The following is a 17705-nucleotide window of genomic DNA, read 5'->3' as shown; positions in this document are numbered from 1 at the left end:
TTCAGCGTATGCGGAACCGATGGCTGAGACCTACCCAAGACCCCGATTTGGCGCGCCGCGCGAACCCGTGGAACAGAAGAATCCCGGCAGCGGACTTGTGCGCGTCGTCGATTTCGCCGTTGGCAGCCATACCCGCGCGGTCTTTCTGCTGATCGTGGTCGGCCTGCTGTTTTTCTTACCCGGCTTCTTCACCATTCCGCCTGTGGACCGCGACGAGGCCCGCTTCGCGCAGGCCACCAAGCAGATGGTCGAAACCGGCGATTTCGTCGACATCCGTTTCCAGGACGAGGTGCGCTACAAAAAGCCGGTCGGCATCTACTGGGCGCAGGCGGCCGTCGTGGAGACCGCATCCAAGCTCGGTCTGCCGCGCGCGCAGGTTCGCATCTGGCTGTATCGCGTTCCGTCGCTGATCGGCGCCATTGGAGCCGTGCTGCTGACATACTGGACGGCGCTGGCGTTCGTGACACGCCGCGGTGCGCTGCTTGCCGGTCTGATCATGTGCAGCTCGATCCTGCTGGGAGTCGAAGCGCGGCTGGCCAAGACCGACGCCATGCTGCTGCTGACGACAACGGCCGTGATGGGCGCGATGGCGCGTGCCTATCTCTCTTGGCAGCGCGGAGACGACGGGCCGCAGCCGTGGAGATGGGCTGCGATTTTCTGGACGGCGCTGGCCGGCGGTATTTTGCTGAAGGGTCCGCTGATCCTGATGTTCGTTGCGCTGACAGTGGTGACCCTGGCGATCCTCGATCGCTCGGCGGCCTGGCTGTGGCGTCTGCGCCCGGTCTGGGGATTGATGTGGACCCTCGTGCTGGTGCTGCCGTGGTTCATCATGATCTTCCTCAAGGCGGGCGATACGTTCTTTGCCGATTCACTCGGCCGCGACATGCTCAGCAAGGTGGCCAGTCCGCAGGAGACGCACGGCGCACCGCCGGGACTTTACTTCGTGCTGTTCTGGGTGACGTTCTGGCCGGGCGCGGCGATGGCGGGCATGGCGACGCCTGCGGTCTGGCGCGCACGCCGCGAGCCCGGTGCGCAGTTCCTGCTCGCCTGGCTTCTGCCGGCGTGGATCATTTTCGAACTCGTCATCACCAAGCTGCCGCACTACGTGCTGCCGCTCTATCCGGCCATCGCCATCCTGATCGTTGGCGCGCTCGAGCGAAAAGTCCTGTCGCGCACCGCATGGATCGTGCGCGGCTCGGCGTGGTGGTTCGTGTTGCCGCTGGTCATTACCGTTGCGTCGATCATCGGCGCGATGACGCTGTTGCGGCAGCCGGAATTCCTGGCGTGGCCGTTCGCTGCCGGTGCGCTGATCTTCGGGCTTTTCGCATGGTGGATGTATGACGACCAGCGCGCCGAGCGCTCGCTGCTGAACGCGATCGGCGCGTCGTGGTTTCTGGCGGTCTGCATTTACGGAGTTGTCGTGCCGTCGCTCGCGCCGCTGTTCCCGAGCGTCCAGGTGGCGCGTGCATTGCGTAATGTCGAGTGCGTCGGTCCGGCAGCGGCGGCTGCAGGCTTCCATGAGCCGAGCCTCGTGTTCATGGTCGGCACATCGACGAAGTTGACCAATGGTTCGGGTGCGGCTGACTTCCTGCTGCAGGGAAGCTGCCGCTTTGCGCTGGTCGAATGGCGCGAGGAGCGCGCTTTTGCGCAGCGCGCCGAAACCATCGGCCTGCGCTACAACGTGGCCACGCGTATCGACGGCTATAACTTCTCGCAGGGCCGGGCGATTTCGATCGCCGTATTCCGCTCGGAAGCGACCCAATAGGATGGCGACCGACATTAGCGGCAGCCATCCGCGCAATTACGTCACTCAGGTAGGCTCAGCCGCGTGGCAGTCGGTCACGCGCCTCGTGCGCACGCCTTCGCATTCGCGGCGTGCCGAAGCGCGGCGTGCTCTGGCCCTGCGATGGCTGGGCCTCGCGGTGCTGACGGCACTCACCATCGGAATTCTGATGGTCGCCGCCGACGTCGCCGCCATCAAGCTGATGCCGGTGCGGGGAACAGCCAGCCTCTGGCCGTTGCGATGGTTCACCGAACTTGGGAAATCGACCTACGTGCTGTGGGCGCTGGCAGGCGGGCTCATCATCATCTTGCTGATGCTGCCACGGCTGGCCGGTATATCGCGGCAGGTGCTGATCGCATTCGGCGTGCGCGTTCAGTACATTTTCTTCTCGGTGCTGACCGCCGTTTTGTGCGCCGAATTGCTCAAATACATCATCGGCAGGAGCCGGCCGTTCGTCGGCGGCGAGGCCAATGCTTTCTATTTCAGCCATTTCGCTGGAAACCCGGCGTTCGAGAGCCTGCCGTCCGGACATGCGACCACGGCGTTCGCACTGGCCTTTGCGGTCTCCGCAGTATGGCGAAAAGCGACGCTCGTCATGCTGGTCTATGCGGTGCTGATCTGCATCAGCCGGGTCATCCTGCTTGCGCATCATCCAAGCGATGTCGTCGGTGGCGCCTTGACCGGCGTTATCTGCGCGATGTTCGTCCGCTACTGGTTCGCGGCCCGCCGCCTCGGGTTCTCGATTGGTCGGGACGGCTCCATTGAGCCCCTCGCCGGGCCGTCCGGGGCCTCCCTGAAAAGGGTTGCCCGAGAGGCGTTGGCACCATAAGAAGCGGTCGCCCGGCGCAGCTTTTGACTGCTTTTACGGGCTTTCGGACCCATCGGGACATGAGCGAGCACCAGACAAACCCCGGCCTGCCGGCCCCCGACGTATCGATTGTGGTTCCTGTCCGCAACGAGCAGGACAACGTCGCGCCGCTGATCGCCGAGATCGCGGCGGCGCTCGATGGCCGCTGGGCGTATGAGATCATCTACGTCAATGACGGATCGACGGATGCGACCGGTGAGCGGCTCGCTGCCGAGATGCTCGTGCGGAACAACCTGCGCCAGATCCGCCATGCGGCGTCGAGCGGCCAATCGGCTGCGGTGCGGACCGGCATTCGTGCCGCGCGGGGCCGGATTGTCGCCACGCTCGACGGCGACGGACAGAACAATCCCGCATTCCTTCCGGATTTGATTGAAGCGATCGAGAAGGGTGGCGACAAGGTCGGCCTGGCAGCAGGTCAGCGTGTCGGCCGCAAGGATACCGGCTTCAAGAAATTTCAGTCGCGCACGGCCAACGGCGTGCGAAACGCAATCCTGCACGATGGCACCCGCGACACCGGATGCGGATTGAAGGCGCTGCGGCGCGATGTCTTCCTTGCCTTGCCATATTTCGATGGTCTGCACCGCTTTCTGCCGGCGCTGGTGCGGCGGGAAGGGTATGACATCGTCTATGTCGATGTGATCGATCGCCCGCGCCATTCAGGCGTCTCGAACTATGGCTTCTTTGACCGGCTCTGGATCGGGATCATGGATCTCGCCGGCGTGTGGTGGCTGATCCGCCGCAAGAAATCCACGCCGGTCGCGACGGAGGTGATCTGATGCTGATTCAGTTCGGTCAGGATCTCGGCAATTATCTCTACGATGTGTTCGTCGCGAAGTTCGACTTCTGGCTCGCGTTCGGGCTCGTCGCGCAATTGCTGTTCACGGCGCGCTTCCTCGTGCAGTGGATCTCGAGCGAGCGTGCAGGCCAGAGCGTGGTGCCGATGGCGTTCTGGTTCTTCTCGATGGCCGGCGGATTGATGACGCTGATCTATGGCGTCGCCAAGCGCGAGCCGGTCATCATTCTCGGCCAGTCGCTGGCGACGATCATCTACATCCGCAACATCATGCTCATTGTGAAGAGCCGCGGTTCGGGCTCGAAGGTCGAAAAGAACTGACGTCATAGCGAGGAGCGCCAGCGACGAAGCAATCCACTCTTGAGAAAATTCTGGATTGCTTCGTGGAGCCTGTCATCGGGCCGGCGAAGCCGGACCCGTTGGCTCGCAATGACGAAAGGTAAGATCACTTCGCCGCGGCATTAAGCGCGTCAAAGCCGCGCGCCAGATCGGCTTTCAGGTCATCCAGGTTCTCAAGACCGATGTGGAAGCGAAGGGTGGGACCGCCCGGATTCCATGTCGTTGCGGTTCGATACGACGAACAGTCGAACGGGATGACGAGGCTTTCGAAGCCGCCCCACGAATAACCCATGCCGAACAGCGTGACCGTGTCGAGAAACGCGTCGACCGCCTGCTTCGATGCAGGCTTCAGCACGATGCTGAACAGGCCCGTGGCGCCGGTGAAATCGCGCTTCCAGATCGCATGCCCCGGATCGCTTTCGAGCGCAGGGTGAATCACCCGCTGAACCTCGGGACGCGCAGCGAACCAGCGCGCCATGTCGAGACCTGCCTGCTGGTGATGAGCAAGGCGCACGGCCAATGTCCGGAGCCCGCGCAAGGCAAGAAACACATCGTCAGGTCCGGCGCACACGCCGAGCAGACGGATCGCTTCGGTGATCAGGGGCCACGTCTTTGCGTTGGCGGAAATGGTCCCGAACATGATGTCGGAATGCCCGCCGATATATTTCGTTCCGGCCTGGATGCTGATGTCGACGCCCTGATCGAGCGAGCGGTGAAACAGCGGCGTTGCCCAGGTGTTGTCATCGACGACGAGCGCACCCTTGGCATGAGCGACGGCGGCGATGGCCGGTATGTCCGGCATCTCGAATGACTGAGATCCCGGCGCTTCGACCAGGACGGCCCGGGTGTTAGACTTGAACAGCTTTTCGATCCCGGCCCCGATCAGCGGGTCGAAGTAAGTGGTTTCGATGCCATAGCGCTTGAGCAGGCTGTCGCAGAAATTCCGGGTGGGACGGTACGAACTGTCGATGACGAGCAAGTGATCGCCGGCCTTGAGAATCGCCAATAACGCTGTGGAAATTGCCGCGACGCCTGACGGCGCAAGTCCCACGCCGGCACAGTTCGGTCCTTCCAGCGCCATCAAGGCTTGCTGAAGCGCCTTGGTGGTCGGCGTCCCATGCCGGCCGTACTGATACTCTCCGCGATGGGCGTGGAGATCTTCGGCGGTCGGATAGAGCACCGTTGAACCGCGCACGATGGGCGGATTGATGAAACCCTTTTGCGCAAGGGTGTCGCGACCGGAGGTCACCAGCTCGGTCTGCGGATCGAGCGATACGGAAGGTCGGTCGTCTTTTCGGGAAATCATGTGATGATCACTTGTGGAAGACATCTTGCCGCAGCGTTGCTCGACAATGACCAATACGCTGCCTATGAGTGGTATGCTCAGTAAGCTGACCGTGATGGCCGACGTCAACCCCTTGACCCGTCACGCGCGGCGTTCTGTTATGCAGACCAGATATTTAGCTGGGTCTGTATACATCAGCAGGATCGTTTAGCCCCGCGCGACGTTGTCGTCGCCAGTGCCGAACTATCGGGAAAGGTCTTTCTATGAAACGGGTATCTCTCGCTCTTATTTCGATTGTCTCGGCATTTGCCGTCCAGTCCGCCCTTGCCCAGACTCAGGACAAGCCCAAGGACCGGGGAACGCTGCAGGGCGTGAAGGACCGGGGCACTCTGTCCTGTGGCGTCAGCCAGGGATTGCCCGGTTTTTCGGCACCCGATGACAAGGGCAACTGGATAGGCCTCGATGTCGATGTCTGCCGCGCCCTCGCGGCTGCGATCTTCAATGATCCGACCAAAGTGAAATTCGTGCCGCTGTCGGCGAAGGATCGCTTCACGGCTCTCCAGTCGGGCGAGATCGATGTGCTCTCGCGCAACTCGACATGGACCCTGTCGCGCGACACATCGCTGGGCCTGAACTACACCGGCATTTCCTATTATGACGGGCAGGGCTTCATGATCCGCAAGTCGCTCAAGGTCAATTCGGCGCTGGAACTGAACGGCGCGTCGATTTGCGTTCAGACCGGCACGACGAACGAACAGAACACCTCGGATTACTTCAAGGGCAACAACATGAAGTACGAGCTGATCGCGTTCGGCACCGCGGACGAGACACTGAAGGCCTATGAGTCGGGGCGTTGCGATGTGTTCACGTCCGACGTCTCGCAGCTGTATGCCGAGCGCCTCAAGGTTGCCGCACCGAACGATCACGCCGTCCTGCCCGAAGTGATCTCCAAGGAACCGCTCGGTCCCGTGGTGCGTCACGGCGACGACCAGTGGTTCGATATCGTGAAGTGGACGCTGTTCGCGATGATCAATGCGGAGGAGTATGCCATCACGCAGAAGAACGTCGACGAGATGGCGAAGTCGAGCAAGCCAGAACTGAAGCGGATGTTCGGCACCGACGGCAACCTCGGCGAGCAACTCGGCCTGACGAAGGATTGGGTCACGCGAATCATCAAGGCGACAGGCAACTACGGTGAATCCTTCGATCGCAATGTTGGCGCCGGCTCGAAGCTCAACATTGCGCGCGGATTGAACAAGCTCTGGAATCAGGGCGGGCTGCAGTACGCGCCGCCCATTCGCTAAGCGTCGCCGGACGCGGCGAATGGCCAATGAGCCCCGCAAGCCCCCACTGCAACTGGTCGCACGGCTTCGCCGTGCGCTGGGCGGCCAGGCGGGGTGGAGCGGTGTGGTCGTACAGATCCTGTTCGTCGCGCTCGTCGTCTGGGTCGGTTACGAAATCGTCGATAATGCAAGGGCCAATCTTCAGACCCAGCGGATCGCGTCCGGTTTCGGATTCATGTCCAACACGTCGGGTTTCGCGGTCAGTCAGGCGCTGATCCCGTTTACGGAAAGCGATTCCTACGCGCGCGTTTTCGTTGTTGGCCTGCTGAACACGCTGCTGGTGTCCATCGTCGGCATCGTGATCGCGACGATCATCGGCGTACTCGTCGCGCTGGGACGCCTGTCGCCGAACTGGCTGCTGGCGCGGATAGCCGGCGGCTATGTCGAACTGATCCGCAATCTGCCGCTGCTGTTCCAGATTCTGTTCTGGTACCTGGCCGTGCTGGCGACGCTGCCCAGCCCGCGCCAGAGCATCTCGCTGTTCGGCACTGTGTTTCTGAGCAATCGCGGACTGATCGTCCCCAATCCCGTTCCGTTGCAAGCGTTCGGCGTGTTCGTCGTGGCCATTGCGATCGGCATCGTTGCGTCGCTTGCGATGCGCGCCTACGCACGTCGCCAGTTGTTCGTCGCCGGAGAGAAGCTCACGATCTGGCCGTTTGTGCTGGCCATGCTGATCGGCTTGCCCGCGCTGGCCATCGCGATGTTCGGCGCGCCTGTCACCTTCGACATGCCGCAGTTGAGGGGCTTCAACTTCGTCGGTGGCGCGAAGGTTTTGCCGGAATTCGCGGCCTTGACCATCGCACTGTCGACCTACACCGCCGCATTCATCGCTGAAATCGTCCGTGCCGGTTTGCAATCAGTGCCGAAGGGCCAGATGGAGGCGGGCGCGTCGCTCGGTCTGTCGCGCGGCGAGACCTTGCGGCTGGTCATCATTCCGCAGGCGATGCGCGTGATCCTGCCGCCGCTGACCAACCAGTATCTCAATCTCACCAAGAACTCGTCGCTAGCGGTTGCGATCGGTTATCCCGACCTGTTCTCGGTATTTGCCGGAACGGCATTGAGCCAGACCGGGCAGGCGGTTGAGATCATCGCTCTCACCATGGGCGTCTATCTGCTGATCTCGCTGGTCACGAGCGCAATCATGAGTTTCTACGGCTGGCGTCTGAACAGGAGCCTTGCCGCATGACCGAGCAGGCAGCCTTCATCCGGCAAAACATCGTCGAGCCGCGCCGCGCTCCCGTCAGGACGACGGGCGTGATCGGCTTTGCGCGCGAACGGCTGTTCAATTCACCGCTCAACATCGCAATGACGCTCATCGGAGCTGTGCTGCTGTGGCTGATCCTTGTGCCTGTCGTGAAGTTCCTGCTGGTCGATGCGGTGTGGCAGGGCAGCGATCGAAACGCCTGCCTTGAGTCGAACGTGGGGCGCGTGGTCGGGGCATGCTGGCCATACATTCAGGCGAAGTTTGACCAGTTCATCTACGGCTTCTATCCGGCGGAGGAACGCTGGCGGGTCAACCTCACGTTCGCGCTCGGCGCGCTGCTGCTGTTGCCGCTGCTGATCCCGCGCGCGCCTGCCAAAGCTCTTAACTCCGGGCTGTTTTTCGCAGCCTATCCCGTGATCGGTTTCTTTCTGCTGCGCGGCGGCGGTGTGAAAGCTTTTGCCGTGCACTGGGTCGCCGATCTTGGATCGGGATTCGCGTCCAGCCTTGTAGACGCGGGTAACCAGCTCGCGGGCGCGGGAGCAACGATCAGTCGAGGCTGGTTAAGCCAACCGGTCGCATGGGTCGGAAAGGCGCTTGCGTGGTTCGGCGAGGGGCTCGGCTGGCTGGTGTGGCCGCTGGAGTGGCTGCGCGATTACACCGAGCGGTTCCATTCGCCGCTGTGGGCGGATCTGACGGCAACCGCCGTCATCGTATCGCTGCTTGTGTTCTTCTTCACCGGCGGATTTCGCAACGGCTGGCGGGCGCTGTTTCGCAGCATTGCGATCTTTATCGGCATCGCCGTCGTCATCAAGGTGATGCGCCTCGATCAGGGCGGCCTGCCGATTGTCGATACACGGTCGTGGGGCGGTCTGCTTGTGACGCTCGTTGTGTCGGTCACCGGCATCGTCGCGTCGATGCCGGTCGGCATCGTGCTTGCGCTTGGCCGCCGTTCGACCATCCCGCTGATCCGCGTGTTTTCGATTGCCTTCATCGAATTCTGGCGCGGCGTGCCGCTGATCACGGTGCTGTTTTTTGCGACCTACATGCTGCCGCTGTTCCTGCCGGGCAACTTCACCGTCGATGGTCTGGTGCGCGTCCTGATCGGCATCGCGCTCTTTGCCGGCGCATACAACGCCGAGGTCATTCGCGGCGGTTTGCAGGCCGTCCCGCGCGGACAGCCGGAAGCAGCCAACGCGCTCGGCCTGTCGTACTGGAAAACCACTGGCCTGATCGTGATGCCGCAGGCGTTGCGGAATGTCATTCCGGCTCTGGTCAACAGCTTCATCGCGCTGTTCAAGGACACCACGCTGGTGCTGATCGTGGCGATCTTCGATCTGCTCGGACAGTTGCGCGCGTCTTTCGCCGATCCGAACTGGGCGACGCCGTCGACATTGTTCACCGGCTTTGCCTTCACCGGCATGATCTATTTCGTTTTCTGCTTTGGAATGTCGCGTTACTCGCTGTTCGTGGAACGCCGCCTGAACGTTCACAAGAATGTCTGAGATGAAATCATGACCGCAGATCCCATTGTCAGCATCTCGGGCCTCAACAAGTGGTTCGGCGACTTCCATGTGCTGCGCGACGTCGATATGGCGGTCGGCCGCGGCGAGCGCATCGTGGTTTGCGGACCGTCGGGCTCGGGCAAATCGACGCTGATCCGCTGCGTCAATGCGCTGGAGGAATTTCAGGAAGGCCGCATCGTCATCGATGGCATCGAGCTTGGGCCGAATCTGCGCCGCGTCGATGACGTGCGCCGCGAGGTTGGCATGGTGTTCCAGAGTTTCAATCTGTTCCCGCATCTGACCGTGCTGGAAAACTGCACGCTGGCGCCGATCTGGGTGCGCAACATCCCGAAGAAGGATGCGGAAGCCGCGGCGATGAAATATCTCGAGCGCGTCCGGATACCCGACAAGGCCGACAAGTATCCCGGCCAGATTTCAGGCGGGCAGCAGCAGCGCGTGGCGATTGCGCGCGCGCTGACGATGAATCCGAAGGTGATGCTGTTCGACGAGCCGACGTCTGCGCTCGACCCTGAAATGGTCAAGGAAGTGCTCGACACCATGGTCGATCTGGCCAGGGAAGGCATGACCATGCTGGTGGTCACCCACGAAATGGGCTTCGCCCGCGAAGTCGCCGACCGCGTCGTGTTTATGGATGCCGGTCAGATCGTCGAAGCGAATACGCCGGACAGGTTCTTCTCGAACCCGCAGCACGCACGGACGAAGTTGTTTCTCAGCCAGATTTTAAGGTAGCCCCTCGTCATTGCGAGGAGCACTTGCGACGACGCAATCCAGTTCTTTCTTATGTTCTGGATTGCTTCGCTTCGCTCGCAATGACGAAGAATTCACATCTTCTCAAACGGCGGTTTGATCGTGCTCTTGCGCTCGAGCCACGCCGGCACCGGCAGGTTCTTCGAGCGCAGGAATTCCGGATTGAACAGCTTCGACTGATACCGTGTGCCGTAGTCGGCAAGGACGGTCACGATGGTGTGGCCGGGACCAAGGTCTTTCGCGAGACGGATGGCGCCCGCGATATTGATGCCGGAGGAGCCGCCGACGCAGATGCCTTCATGCTCAAGAAGATCGAACACGATCGGCACGGCTTCCGCGTCTTCGATGAGATAGGCCTTGTCGACCTTGACGTCTTCGATGATCGCGGTGACGCGACCGAGGCCGATGCCTTCGGTCACCGAACCGCCTTCGGTCGATTTGACCTCGCCATGATCGAAGTAGTTGTACATCGCAGCGCCGCGCGGATCGGCCACGCCGATCATGATGTCCTTCTTCTTCTCGCGCAGGAACGTCGCCGTTCCCGCAAGCGTGCCACCGCTGCCGATGGAGCAGATGAAGCCGTCGACCTTGCCGTCCGTCTGGTCCCAGATTTCGGGGCCGGTCGAAACGTAATGCGCCTTGCGGTTATCCAGGTTGTTCCACTGGTCGGCGAAGATCACGCCGTTCTTCTCGGTCTTGCGCAGTTCATCCGCGAGCCGGCGACCGACGTGCTGATAATTGTCCGGATTGCTGTAGGGCAGCGCCGGCACTTCCACCAGTTCGGCGCCGAGCAGCCGCAGCACGTCCTTCTTTTCCTGGCTTTGCGTTTCCGGGATCACGATGATGGTACGGTAGCCGCGCGCGGCGGCGACGAGAGCGAGGCCGATTCCGGTGTTGCCAGCCGTGCTTTCAACGACCAGGCCGCCGGGCCTCAGTTCGCCGCGCTTCTCCGCTTCGAGGATCATCTGCTTCCCGGCGCGGTCCTTCACCGACTGGCCAGGATTCATGAACTCAGCCTTGCCGAGGATGGTGCAACCGGTCTCTTCGGAGGCGCGCTTCAGCTTGATGAGGGGAGTGTTTCCGATAGCGTCGATGACGTCTTTGCGAATGTGCATGATATTGAAGGACCCGGGACCGGCTGTGTCAGGAGGCAAAGGAAGGATGAGCTTGTGCCCCACAACCTAGAGGCCACCCATCGTTCCGACAAGGGCAGCACGTGCAGGCGTGATCTGCTGTGTTCCGGCCGTGGTTAACCCGATTTGGCGAACACGACCTGACGAACGTCGATGTTGCCGGACAGGAATCCGGCCTCGCAATAGGCGAGGTAGTATTCCCACAGCCGCCGGAAGCGTTCATCGAATCCCAGCGGCATCAGGTTCGGCCACGCTGCGCGGAAGTTGTCTCTCCATGTCGCGAGCGTCTTGGCATAATCTTCTCCAAAAATGCGCTCGCGGATAACAGGAACACCGAACTTCTCGCCGAGCGATTTCAGCACCTGCGGCGACGGCAGCATCCCGCCGGGGAAAACGTAGCGTTGGATGAAGTCGACCTCGCGCCGGTAGGCGTGAAAGAACTTGTCCTGAATGGTAATCGCCTGAATTCCCGCGAAACCACCCGGGACGAGGCGATCTCGCAACTGGGTGAAGTACTGCGGCCAGAATTGCTCGCCGACGGCCTCGATCATTTCGATGGAGGCAATGCGGTCATATTGCCCGCGCTCGTCGCGGTAGTCCTGAAACCTGATTTCGACCTTGTCGCTCAGCCCTGCGGCCTGCATCCGCTTCTGCGCGAAGTCGCGCTGCTCGGTGCTGATGGTGAGCCCAACGACTTTTACGTCGTAGTTCTTGGCGGCATACTCCGCGAAGCCGCCCCAGCCGCAGCCGATCTCAAGCACTTTCTGTCCGGGCTGCAGGTTGATCGCCTCCGCGAGACGCCGGTACTTGTTGTGCTGTGCGGCGGTGAGATCGCTGGTGCCGTCCTCGAACAGCGCCGACGAATAGGTCATGCTCGGGTCGAGCCATGCCGAGTAGAACGAGTTGCCGATGTCGTAATGCGCATAAATGTTGCGGCGCGCTTGCCGCTTGGTGTTGCGGTTGAACCAGTGACGAACCGACTGCACGAACCGCGCAATCGGTTTGTCGCCGAGCATGGTCTGGATCAGGTCGTGATTGACGCAGAAAATATAAAGGAACTGCGTCAGGTCGGGCGTGTCCCATTCGCGGCGCAGATAGGATTCGGCAATGCCGATGTCGCCGCCGCGGGCAAGCCGCCATGCAAAACCGTAGTTGTAGACCGTCATCTGCGCGGCGGGGCCGGGCTCAAGTCCGCCGCAGCGCACCACGCGGCCATCCGGCAGGGTGATGTCGAGCGTGCCGCGCCGGAGATTGGATGCGAACGTGAGTGCGAATTGGACCAGTTTGGGCACGTCAGGCAAGACCGCCTCGACGTTGTCGGGGGTCAGGGTGATCAGGTCAGACATCGCGCAATTCCATCAGTGTGATGTGGCTCTGGGTCCAAATCTTCTGCTCGCGTGTGCCGGCCGTTTGTCTGCCGAACTGTCCTTCTCTGTTGGTCTTGCCACAATTCTTGCGCCTTTGATCCAAAGACGCAAGGCCTCCCAATGTATCGCCGCCATGATTTTGAAAGTTACGAACGGTAGCGCACCGAAGGTCCGGATCAGCGCGGCAGAGGTCAGTCGCCGCCGCTTACCGTTGAACGTCGCCGCCAGAACGGGGCCTTCCGCGTCGGATTCCAGGATGCGCAGTTTCACGCGGTCCCCCGGCGGCGTGACGCGGAAACGGTATCGCATGGCCATGTCGATGAAGGGGGAGACGTAGAACAGCTTGTCCTGCTCCTGCCGGACGCCGGCTTCGCTGATCTCGTTCGGGGCAACGGGAAGCGCGTAGGAATGGATTTCGCCGAACGTGTTGCGGACCTCGTAGATCAGCATCGCGAGCGTGCCGTCCGCGCGATGGCAAAAGTAGAACGACAGCGGATTGAAGGTGTAGCCGAGCAGCCGCGGATAACACAGCAACAGGACTTTGCCGCCGGCGAGATCAATCCCGCGCTCAGTGGCGCAGCGATGGACGTAAGCTTGCAGCGGCGAGCCGTCGCGGTCGCCATGATCGGATTCATGGAAGCTGTAGAGCGCCGCGCGATTGACACCGAACAGCCGTGACTGCCGGTCCGCCGCGTCCAGCCGGTCGAGGTCGATCAGCAGACTCATGACCCGGTAGCTGAAGCGGTGGCCCGTGAATCTGGAATTTATGGGTTTGAGCCGCGCATGCATGACGTCGCCGAGATACAGCGCCGCTGCCTCGTCGGGTTTCGCCTGCTTGCTCGTCTCGTCCGGCAGCATGATCACTCCGCTGCTTGTGCAAGCTCTTGGGGCGGCTCGCGCCATGGGATCGATGCCCCCAAGGCTTCGGCGACCGTGAACCCCGATCGCAAGCCGTCTTCATGAAAGCCGTAACCGGTCCATGCGCCGCAGAACCAGGTATGGCGCTTGCCCTGAATGTCCGGCAAGCGCGTCTGCGCCGCGAACGCCGCCGTATCGAACTGCGGATGATCGCACAGATGGCGGCCGAAGGTGAGCGCCGGATCGGGTGCGAAGGGCGGATTGAGGCTGACGAACAGCGGCAGTGCATTGTCGAGGCCCTGCAGCGGGTTCATCCAGTAAGTCACCGCGACATCATTGACCGGCGCGCCGTCGCGCTTCCAGCGCAGGAAGTTCCACGAGGCCCAGGCGTTCCTGCGCTTCGGCATCAGCCGGGGATCGCGATGCAGATAGACGGTGTTCGGGGCGTAGCGAATGTCGCCAAGCACGCTGCGCTCGTTCGCGTCGGCGTCGGACAGCATCTTCAGGGCCTGATCGCTATGCGCGGCGATCACGACATGATCATAGGTGTCGGTATGCCCGAGGCTGTCTTCGACCACAACGCCGTGCCCGGTGCGCTTGATCGACGTCACCGCGCAGCCGAGACGCAGGCGATCGCGGAATGCAGCCGTTAGCTTGTCGACATATACCTGGCTGCCGCCCTTGATCGATCGCCATTTCGGGCGATCGTATTGCAGCAGGCGGTGATTGTTGAAGAACACGACGAAGTTCTCGGCGGGAAAATCGAGAATTCGATCCGCCGGCGCCGACCAGATCGAAGCCCCCATCGGCGCGAGGTAGTCCGATAGCAAGCGCGGAGCGAAACCGCGCATCGTGAAGTAGTCGCCGAGTGACAGATCCTTGAGTGTTCCGTCTGCGTGATCCTTCACGCTCGTCTCGTTGAAGATGAGAATGTCCCGCAGCATCCAGAGGTATGACGGGGAGAGCAGGTTGCGCGGCTGCGCGAACAGGCCTTTCGTCGTCTCTTTCCAGGTATCGCCGCCACCCTTCCACTCGAAGCGGCCCGCGTCTGCGGTGACCGCGAAACTCATGCAACTCTCGACGGTCTCCACGCCGAGATGAGCCAGCATCGCGGTGAAACCGGGATAGTTCATTTCGTTGTAAACGATGAAACCGGTGTCTACGGCGACCGTTGTTCCATCGTAATCGAGGGTGACAGTGTGACTGTGACCGCCGGGGCGAAGTTCGCGTTCATAAACTGTGACCGGGTATCGCCGCGACAAGGCCCACGCTGCGGCGTTGCCGGCAATTCCCGTTCCAATAATCGCGACTCGCATTCCAACCCCCGTTGTCAAAACCGTGTTTGAGATACGGGAGTGTGCTGTTGAGGTTTCAGGAGCGCGCGAACCGCCGAATCGGCACATGAAATCTTGGTAACGCTTGTCAATGCACAAGCGCGCGAAATTCGGAAAGTCCCCTGTTTATGGGGCCAACTGCAATTCCAGATGTGACACTGCGGAGACACAGGTGGCCCTTGTCTTGGGGGCGGCGATGGAACATCCCTGTGCGCCGCCAGAACGGCCCGCTACAATAGGATTCTGGCCCTGTTGGAGAGTATTCGCCCCGGTGTTCGAGTTGCCCCTCAAGCTGAAACGTGGCGCATTTCCGCTGCCTTCGCTCGCGCTATGCGCGGCGCTGGCATTGGCGGCCACGTCGGGCGGCTGCATCCTCACGACCGACCTGCCTGATCCGGCGCTCGACATCCCGGCTGCCTATAAATCCGCATCGGGTGCGGCCGACACCAAACCGCCGACGCTGGACTGGTGGCGTGGCTTCCGCTCGCAGGAACTGACGGTCCTCATGGAAGAGGCCCAGACCGTCAATCTCGACATCGCCGCCGCGGTCGCCCGCATTCGACAGGCGGACGCGCTCGCGCAGACGGCAGGCGCAGCGCTGCTGCCGAACGTCACCGGCAGTTTTTCCGGCTCGCGTTCGCGTTCATCGAGCACGACCGGCACGATCACGAGCGCTACTCCGATCACCGGACGCGGCGAGGTCACCAACCACACGGCGTCGCTCAGCGCGAGCTACGAGATCGATTTCTGGGGCAAGAACCGCGACGCCCTGCTGGCCGCCGAAGAGACAGCGAACGCCAACCGCTTCGATCGCGACGTCGTCGCGCTGACGACATTGGCGAGCGTCGCCAACGCCTACTTCAACGTGGTCGCTGCGCAGGAGCGGATCAGGATCGCGACGCGCAACATCGCCAGCGCGCAGCGCATCTACGATGCGATCAAGGCGCGCGTCGATGCGGGAACGGGGTCCGACCTCGATCTGGCGCAACAGGAAAGCCTGCTGGCGAACCAGAAGGCGGCGGTGCCGCCGCTGCGGCAGGCGCTGGCAGAGAATGCCAACATTCTCGCCACGCTGGTGGCCCGCCCGCCGGAGCGGGTGCAACTGGCCGGCGGCTCGCTTGGAGGGATTGCAATTCCTCGCGTGACGCCGGGCATCCCGTCGGACCTGCTGACGCAGCGGCCCGACATCCGGCGTCAGGAAAACCAGCTCGCTTCTGCGACCGCAAATGTCGGCAGCGCGCGAGCGCAGTTCTTCCCGAGCATTCAACTGACCGGACAGGGTGGCTATCAGAGCGCGGCGCTGGCGGCGCTGTTCACCCCGCAATCGGCGTTCTTCAACGTGGCGGCGGGACTGACGCAACCGATTTTCGATGCAGGCCGGATCCAGGCCAACTTCGACCTGCAACAGGCGCGGCAGGATGAGTTGTTGCAAACCTATCGCAAGACCGTGGTCTCGGCGTTTGCCGATGTGAACACGGCGCTCTCGACGCTCAAGCAGGCGAACGAGCGGCTGCGGCTGCAGCGCATCGTGGTGGCGGCGTCGCGGCGGGCATTTGAGCTGTCGGAACGGCAGCTTGGCGCGGGCACGGCAGACATCGTGACTGTGCTAAACACGCAATTGACGCTATTTCAGGCTGAAGATTCGCTGGCGCAGTTCCAACTCGCCCGGCTGCTGGCGGTCGTCAGTCTCTATCAGGCATTGGGCGGGGGTTGGTCGCCAAGGACGGAAGGGCCGGCGAATGCTCTTTAAGCCCGATCTGAATGAAAAGGCCAAAGCGGCCGGCGAGGGAGTCGCGCGCGTTGCGTCGGGCGCGCGGCGGCGAACCGTGTCGATCGCGGTATGGCTGCTTATCATCGGCGGCCTCGGTTATCTCGGCTGGACCTATTTTAAGAAAACCGAGACGGCGGCGCGGACACGGCCTGATTTTCCGATCCCGGTGCTTGCCGCATCGCCTCGTATCGAGGACGTGCCGGTCTACATCGACGGCGTCGGCACCGTTCGCGCGCTGAACAACGTAACGGTGCGCGCGCAGGTCGATGGAAAACTGCTGTCGGTGAAATTCAAGGAAGGTCAGGACGTCAAGGCGGGTGACGTGCTCGCCGAAATCGATCCGGTTATCTACCAGGCGCAGTACGATCAGGCCGTCGCCAAGAAGGCGCAGGACGAGGCGACGCTCGCCAACGCGCGAATGGATATGGTCCGTTATCAGCAACTGGCGACAGCCAAGGCAGGCTCGGCGCAGCAGGCGGACACCCAGAAGGCACTGGTTGCGCAGCTTGAGGCGCTCGTGAAATCCGATCAGGCGGCGATCGACAATGCGCAGGCAACGCTCGGCTATACCAAGGTCGTGGCGCCCTTGTCGGGCCGCGTCGGGCTTCGTCAGGTTGATCAGGGCAATATCATACGCGCGTCGGACGCCACCGGTCTGGTCGTCATCACACAGCTGCAGCCGATCGCCGTTCAGTTCAGCTTGCCGCAGCAGCAGATCTTCCGCGTCAACACGGCATCGGCGAAGGGACCATTGGCCGTCGATGTGTTCGGGAATGACGGCAAGACCGTCGTCGATACCGGCACCGTGTCCGGCATCGACAACCAGGTCGATCAGACCACCGGCACCGTGAAGGTGAAGGCGGAATTTCCCAACACCAATTTTCAGTTGTGGCCCGGACAATTCGTCAACGTGCGCCTGAAGGTGCAGACACTGGACAAGGCCATCGTTATTCCGACGGCTGCGGTTCAGCGCGGCCCGGCGGGGACGTTCGTTTACGTCATCGGCGCCAACGACGTCGTTACCGCGAAGACCGTATCCGTCGTCCAGCAGAACGAAACCATTGCCGTGATCGCGTCGGGCCTCGCCGTCGAGGATCGCGTGGTCACGACCGGGTTCGCCAATCTGTCCGACGGCGCGAAGGTCGCCATCAGCAAGGACTATCAGGCTCCGACGCCTGACCTCGCGCCGCGCAAGCGGCAGGGACCGGGTGGCGGCGAGAAAGGCCCACGGGCTGAAGGCCGCAGTGGTCAGAAGGAGCAAGGGGCTGCACCGCAAGGCGGGCAACAACCAGCGGGCAGCGGCGCGAAAGCGCCGCAGTGAGTGTCCGCGCATGACGTCGAACCTGTGAGCGCGCAT

At 62.1% G+C, this 17705-nt stretch carries 15 protein-coding genes; 10 read left to right on the top strand and 5 right to left on the bottom strand.

Going from position 1 to position 17705, the window contains the following annotated elements; genetic code table 11:
• Positions 1 to 19 precede the first annotated feature (19 nt).
• From HNQ36_RS05100 to HNQ36_RS05085, 4 genes are read left to right on the top strand one after another with little or no spacing between them, the layout of a single operon-like run.
• The gene (locus tag HNQ36_RS05100; RefSeq protein ID WP_184082867.1) at positions 20 to 1765 is read left to right on the top strand and encodes an ArnT family glycosyltransferase; all 1746 of its coding nucleotides are present in this window, start codon (positions 20 to 22) and stop codon (positions 1763 to 1765) included.
• A gap of 1 nt (position 1766) precedes the next feature.
• Positions 1767 to 2612 (top strand): phosphatase PAP2 family protein, encoded by an 846-nt coding sequence (locus HNQ36_RS05095; protein WP_184082866.1) that lies wholly within the window; start codon positions 1767 to 1769, stop codon positions 2610 to 2612.
• Positions 2613 to 2671: 59 nt separating this feature from the next.
• Complete coding sequence (locus HNQ36_RS05090) at positions 2672 to 3427, top strand: glycosyltransferase family 2 protein (RefSeq protein WP_184082865.1); 756 nt, start codon at positions 2672 to 2674, stop codon at positions 3425 to 3427.
• Complete coding sequence (locus HNQ36_RS05085) at positions 3427 to 3765, top strand: lipid-A-disaccharide synthase N-terminal domain-containing protein (protein ID WP_184082864.1); 339 nt, start codon at positions 3427 to 3429, stop codon at positions 3763 to 3765. Before HNQ36_RS05090 ends, HNQ36_RS05085 begins: the two co-directional genes overlap by 1 nt.
• Positions 3766 to 3889: 124 nt before the next feature.
• Here HNQ36_RS05085 and metC read toward each other — a convergent pair whose 3' ends face one another.
• Positions 3890 to 5089: a cystathionine beta-lyase gene (metC, locus tag HNQ36_RS05080; RefSeq protein WP_184082863.1), complete on the bottom strand. Its 1200-nt coding sequence runs from the start codon at positions 5087 to 5089 to the stop codon at positions 3890 to 3892.
• A gap of 242 nt (positions 5090 to 5331) precedes the next feature.
• Between metC and HNQ36_RS05075 the strand changes: the two genes are divergently transcribed.
• The 4 genes from HNQ36_RS05075 to HNQ36_RS05060 are packed head-to-tail and all read left to right on the top strand — an operon-like array spanning position 5332 to position 9867.
• A complete protein-coding gene (locus HNQ36_RS05075) occupies positions 5332 to 6372 on the top strand; it encodes an amino acid ABC transporter substrate-binding protein (RefSeq protein WP_184082862.1) in 1041 nt (346 codons plus the stop codon).
• Between the two features lie 19 nt (positions 6373 to 6391).
• Positions 6392 to 7597, top strand: coding sequence for an amino acid ABC transporter permease (locus HNQ36_RS05070; RefSeq protein ID WP_184082861.1), 1206 nt, complete (start codon positions 6392 to 6394; stop codon positions 7595 to 7597).
• Positions 7594 to 9117, top strand: coding sequence for an amino acid ABC transporter permease (locus HNQ36_RS05065; RefSeq protein WP_184082860.1), 1524 nt, complete (start codon positions 7594 to 7596; stop codon positions 9115 to 9117). The genes HNQ36_RS05070 and HNQ36_RS05065 overlap by 4 nt, the downstream gene beginning before the upstream one ends.
• A gap of 9 nt (positions 9118 to 9126) precedes the next feature.
• Positions 9127 to 9867, top strand: coding sequence for an amino acid ABC transporter ATP-binding protein (locus HNQ36_RS05060; protein WP_184082859.1), 741 nt, complete (start codon positions 9127 to 9129; stop codon positions 9865 to 9867).
• 92 nt (positions 9868 to 9959) lie between these two features.
• Here the strand turns inward: HNQ36_RS05060 and HNQ36_RS05055 are convergent, their stop codons facing one another.
• The 4 genes from HNQ36_RS05055 to HNQ36_RS05040 all read right to left on the bottom strand — a co-directional run bounded on the left by HNQ36_RS05055 (position 9960) and on the right by HNQ36_RS05040 (position 14559).
• A complete protein-coding gene (locus HNQ36_RS05055; RefSeq protein ID WP_184082858.1) occupies positions 9960 to 11000 on the bottom strand; it encodes a cysteine synthase A in 1041 nt (346 codons plus the stop codon).
• A gap of 134 nt (positions 11001 to 11134) precedes the next feature.
• Positions 11135 to 12364, bottom strand: coding sequence for an SAM-dependent methyltransferase (locus HNQ36_RS05050; RefSeq protein ID WP_184082857.1), 1230 nt, complete (start codon positions 12362 to 12364; stop codon positions 11135 to 11137).
• 12 nt (positions 12365 to 12376) lie between these two features.
• Positions 12377 to 13243 (bottom strand): DUF1365 domain-containing protein, encoded by an 867-nt coding sequence (locus HNQ36_RS05045; RefSeq protein WP_184082856.1) that lies wholly within the window; start codon positions 13241 to 13243, stop codon positions 12377 to 12379.
• A gap of 2 nt (positions 13244 to 13245) precedes the next feature.
• A complete protein-coding gene (locus HNQ36_RS05040) occupies positions 13246 to 14559 on the bottom strand; it encodes an NAD(P)/FAD-dependent oxidoreductase (RefSeq protein ID WP_184082855.1) in 1314 nt (437 codons plus the stop codon).
• 298 nt (positions 14560 to 14857) lie between these two features.
• Here HNQ36_RS05040 and HNQ36_RS05035 point away from each other — a divergent pair, with 298 nt between their 5' ends.
• Together HNQ36_RS05035 and HNQ36_RS05030 are read left to right on the top strand one after the other, a co-directional pair.
• Complete coding sequence (locus HNQ36_RS05035) at positions 14858 to 16327, top strand: efflux transporter outer membrane subunit (protein WP_246395324.1); 1470 nt, start codon at positions 14858 to 14860, stop codon at positions 16325 to 16327.
• The gene (locus tag HNQ36_RS05030) at positions 16317 to 17669 is read left to right on the top strand and encodes an efflux RND transporter periplasmic adaptor subunit (RefSeq protein WP_184082854.1); all 1353 of its coding nucleotides are present in this window, start codon (positions 16317 to 16319) and stop codon (positions 17667 to 17669) included. Before HNQ36_RS05035 ends, HNQ36_RS05030 begins: the two co-directional genes overlap by 11 nt.
• Positions 17670 to 17705 lie beyond the last annotated feature (36 nt).

It is taken from the genome of Afipia massiliensis (assembly GCF_014203115.1).
GTDB lineage: Bacteria > Pseudomonadota > Alphaproteobacteria > Rhizobiales > Xanthobacteraceae > Afipia > Afipia massiliensis.
This window is presented reverse-complemented; position numbering and strand designations above follow the sequence as displayed.

What these genes read in the sequence shown, in the direction of transcription:
- HNQ36_RS05075 (WP_184082862.1), top strand. Translation starts at nt 5,332, where the DNA reads ATGAAACGGGTATCTCTCGCTCTTATTTCGATTGTCTCGGCATTTGCC.
- metC (WP_184082863.1), bottom strand. Translation starts at nt 5,089, where the DNA reads ATGATTTCCCGAAAAGACGACCGACCTTCCGTATCGCTCGATCCGCAG.
- HNQ36_RS05040 (WP_184082855.1), bottom strand. Translation starts at nt 14,559, where the DNA reads ATGCGAGTCGCGATTATTGGAACGGGAATTGCCGGCAACGCCGCAGCG.
- HNQ36_RS05095 (WP_184082866.1), top strand. Translation starts at nt 1,767, where the DNA reads ATGGCGACCGACATTAGCGGCAGCCATCCGCGCAATTACGTCACTCAG.
- HNQ36_RS05050 (WP_184082857.1), bottom strand. Translation starts at nt 12,364, where the DNA reads ATGTCTGACCTGATCACCCTGACCCCCGACAACGTCGAGGCGGTCTTG.
- HNQ36_RS05030 (WP_184082854.1), top strand. Translation starts at nt 16,317, where the DNA reads ATGCTCTTTAAGCCCGATCTGAATGAAAAGGCCAAAGCGGCCGGCGAG.
- HNQ36_RS05055 (WP_184082858.1), bottom strand. Translation starts at nt 11,000, where the DNA reads ATGCACATTCGCAAAGACGTCATCGACGCTATCGGAAACACTCCCCTC.
- HNQ36_RS05090 (WP_184082865.1), top strand. Translation starts at nt 2,672, where the DNA reads ATGAGCGAGCACCAGACAAACCCCGGCCTGCCGGCCCCCGACGTATCG.
- HNQ36_RS05045 (WP_184082856.1), bottom strand. Translation starts at nt 13,243, where the DNA reads ATGCTGCCGGACGAGACGAGCAAGCAGGCGAAACCCGACGAGGCAGCG.
- HNQ36_RS05085 (WP_184082864.1), top strand. Translation starts at nt 3,427, where the DNA reads ATGCTGATTCAGTTCGGTCAGGATCTCGGCAATTATCTCTACGATGTG.
- HNQ36_RS05060 (WP_184082859.1), top strand. Translation starts at nt 9,127, where the DNA reads ATGACCGCAGATCCCATTGTCAGCATCTCGGGCCTCAACAAGTGGTTC.
- HNQ36_RS05070 (WP_184082861.1), top strand. Translation starts at nt 6,392, where the DNA reads ATGGCCAATGAGCCCCGCAAGCCCCCACTGCAACTGGTCGCACGGCTT.
- HNQ36_RS05100 (WP_184082867.1), top strand. Translation starts at nt 20, where the DNA reads ATGGCTGAGACCTACCCAAGACCCCGATTTGGCGCGCCGCGCGAACCC.
- HNQ36_RS05065 (WP_184082860.1), top strand. Translation starts at nt 7,594, where the DNA reads ATGACCGAGCAGGCAGCCTTCATCCGGCAAAACATCGTCGAGCCGCGC.